A 2,579-nucleotide genomic window follows, 5' to 3' on the forward strand; every position below is an offset into this window, starting at 1 on the left:
GTACATGACCGCGTGGATCATCGCGCACGACCACCGCTTCGCCGGGGCGATCGTGGAGCGCGGCTTCCTCGACCCCGCGGCCTTTCCCGGCACGAGCGACATCGGCTCGTTCTTCGGCGACGAGTACGTGGGCACCGACCCGATGCTGGTCGCGGCGCAGAGCCCGATGGCCGTCGTCGACCGGGTGCGGACGCCGACGCTGGTGCTGCACTCCGAGCTTGACTTCCGCTGCCCGCTCGAACAGGCCACGCGGTACTACGCGGCGCTGAAGCGCAACGGCGTCGACGCCGAGATGCTGATCTTCCCCGGCGAAGACCACGAGCTCACGCGCGCCGGTCGCCCGCAGCACCGGGTGCAGCGTTTCGACGCGGTGCTCGAGTGGTGGGACCGGCACCTGCCGATCGGGTGAACGACAGAGGGACCGGATGCCATGGCATCCGGGCCCCTCTTTCCGAGCTGTTACGCGACCTTGCCGAACTGGATCGCGCGCACGATCTGGAACACGCCCAGCACGATCAGCGAGAAGCCGATCAGCAAGAACAGCGTCACCGCGCCGAGCAGCGGCGAGAACAGCAGCACGACACCGGCGATGATGCTGACGATCGCGAAGAAGATCGTCCACGCGCGGGCCTTCGAGCCGTGGCCGACGGTGGTGAGCGAGACGACGCCCTCGATGATCCACAGGATGCCGACCAGCGTGCCGATGAACACCCCCAGCCACGCGGCGGTGGCGGGCAGGTTGGCGAACGAGAACACGCCCGCGAGGATGAACAGCACGCCCAGGGCGATGTGGCCGATGCGGGCCCAGCCGGAGCGCCAGAACAGGCCGATGCCGATGTTGACCAGTCCCGCGATGATGACGTAGACGGCGATGATGCCGACGGCGACCTGCGCGGTGCGGCCCGGCCAGATCAGGATGAGCAGGCCGATGACGAGTGACAGAGCGCCGCTGATGCCGAGCGCGGTGCGCAGGGCTCCGATGGCCGGATTGGTCGTGGACGTGGACATGGCGAGCCTTCCTGTGCGATTGCTGGGAGCAATCCTCACCCTAGACCCGAGGGTGAGGCTTCGCGAGCGGGACGGAACGAGCGGTCACACGGGGGAGTGGGGGACCAGCAACGCCACCCCGAACAGCACCGGCAGGCACCCCACCGTCGAGATGAAGACCACGTCGCGCGAGAGGATCTCGCCGACGCCGTACCGCTGCGCGAAGTTGAAGACGTTCTGCGCGGTGGGCAGCGCGGCCAGCACCACGACGACGAACACCTGATCCGCGGGCAGGGCGAACAGCGTCGCCACGGCGAAGGCCAGCGCCGGCATGGCCACCAGTTTCAGCGCCGACGCGATGACGACATCGATGCGCCGCCCCGGCTCGGTGAGCACGCGCTGGCCGTACAACGACATGCCGTACGACATCAGCAGCACCGGCACGCACGCTCCGGCGATCAGGTGCAGCGGATCGAACACGATCGGGGGGAGCTCGACGTCGAGCAGCGCGACGACGACCCCCAGCGCCGACCCGATGAGCATGGGGTTCTTCGCCGTCTGCAGCAGGATGCGTCCGACGTTCCGCGAGCCGGAGGTCGCGGCATCCAGGATCGTCAGCGCGATGGGCATGAGCACGAGCAGCTGGAACAGGATGACGGGGGCCGAGAACGCCGCGTTGCCCAGCATGTAGAGCGAGATAGGGATGCCGATGTTGTTGCTGTTGACCTGTCCGGCCGACAGCGCGCCGATGACGGTCTCGCCGACCGGGCGCCGCAGGATCAGCGCCGAGACCAGCGCGTACACGCCGATGATGACCGCGGCGGTGATCATCGACACCGGCAGCAGCGCCGAGAACAGCGTCGCCACGTCGGCCTTGGCCAGCACCGTGAACAGCAGGAACGGCGACAGCACGTAGAAGGTGAGCCGGCTGAGGACGTGCCGCGCGTGGGGGCCCAGCAGGTCGATGCGGGCGATGACGTAGCCCACCACGACGGCCAGACCGACGACGGCGAAACCGGTGAAGATACCGCTCACGTGCCGAGCATTCGTCGGGGAGTGCGCGGGGGAGTCATCGATTCGAGCGTAGCGGTGCCCAGCGGACGGCTCGGACGCCTTGTGGGTTCGCCGCGAAGCGGCCCCGCGGCGGCCGGGGCGGTCTAGTGTCCGAAGCACACCCCCGGCTGATCCTGGAGACTCTCGTGACCGCGTACGCCCCGAACCTCACCGCCATCCTCGACCGCGAACCCGTCCCCGCCGCCGGGATCGTCTCGCACGACCTCGACTACACGGCGGACGGTGTCGCCTTCCGCGGGTACATCGCCCGCCCGGGCGGTGAGGGACGGCATCCCGGGATCCTCGTCGTACACGACTGGCTCGGCGTCACCGACTACGTGCGGATGCGGTGCGACATGCTCGCGCGTCTCGGTTACGTGGCCTTCGCCGCGGACGTCTACGGTGCCGACGTGCGTCCGGGCCCCGACGAGGCGGCCGCGGTCGCCGGCGGGTTCTACCGGGACCGTCCGCTGTGGCGGACGCGCCTGACCGCCGCGTTCGCCCGCATGCGCGAGGAGCCGTCAGTCGATCCCGGGCGC

General features: G+C 69.3%; 4 protein-coding genes. 2 read left to right on the plus strand and 2 right to left on the minus strand.

From position 1 onward, the window contains the following. Positions 1-409, plus strand: a 409-nt coding sequence (locus DBR36_RS14445; RefSeq protein ID WP_146185378.1) for a S9 family peptidase, incomplete at its 5' end; no start/stop codon positions are given. 50 nt (positions 410-459) lie between these two features. On the opposite strand, the gene DBR36_RS14450 is transcribed toward DBR36_RS14445, so the two are convergent. Beyond that, the gene (locus DBR36_RS14450) at positions 460-1,008 is read right to left on the minus strand and encodes an HdeD family acid-resistance protein (RefSeq protein WP_108320460.1); all 549 of its coding nucleotides are present in this window, start codon (positions 1,006-1,008) and stop codon (positions 460-462) included. A gap of 84 nt (positions 1,009-1,092) precedes the next feature. Continuing rightward, positions 1,093-2,022, minus strand: coding sequence for an AEC family transporter (locus tag DBR36_RS14455; protein ID WP_108320461.1), 930 nt, complete (start codon positions 2,020-2,022; stop codon positions 1,093-1,095). A 164-nt stretch (positions 2,023-2,186) separates the two neighbouring features. Between DBR36_RS14455 and DBR36_RS18545 the strand changes: the two genes are divergently transcribed. Next, positions 2,187-2,579 (plus strand): dienelactone hydrolase family protein (locus DBR36_RS18545; protein WP_258222873.1); only part of this gene is annotated, 393 nt, incomplete at its 3' end.

The organism is Microbacterium sp. HMWF026 (assembly GCF_003061325.1).
GTDB lineage: Bacteria > Actinomycetota > Actinomycetes > Actinomycetales > Microbacteriaceae > Microbacterium > Microbacterium testaceum_E.

Bases quoted from the DNA above. Each gene is read 5' to 3' on its own strand.
- DBR36_RS14450 (WP_108320460.1), bottom strand. From the start codon at position 1,008: ATGTCCACGTCCACGACCAATCCGGCCATCGGAGCCCTGCGCACCGCG.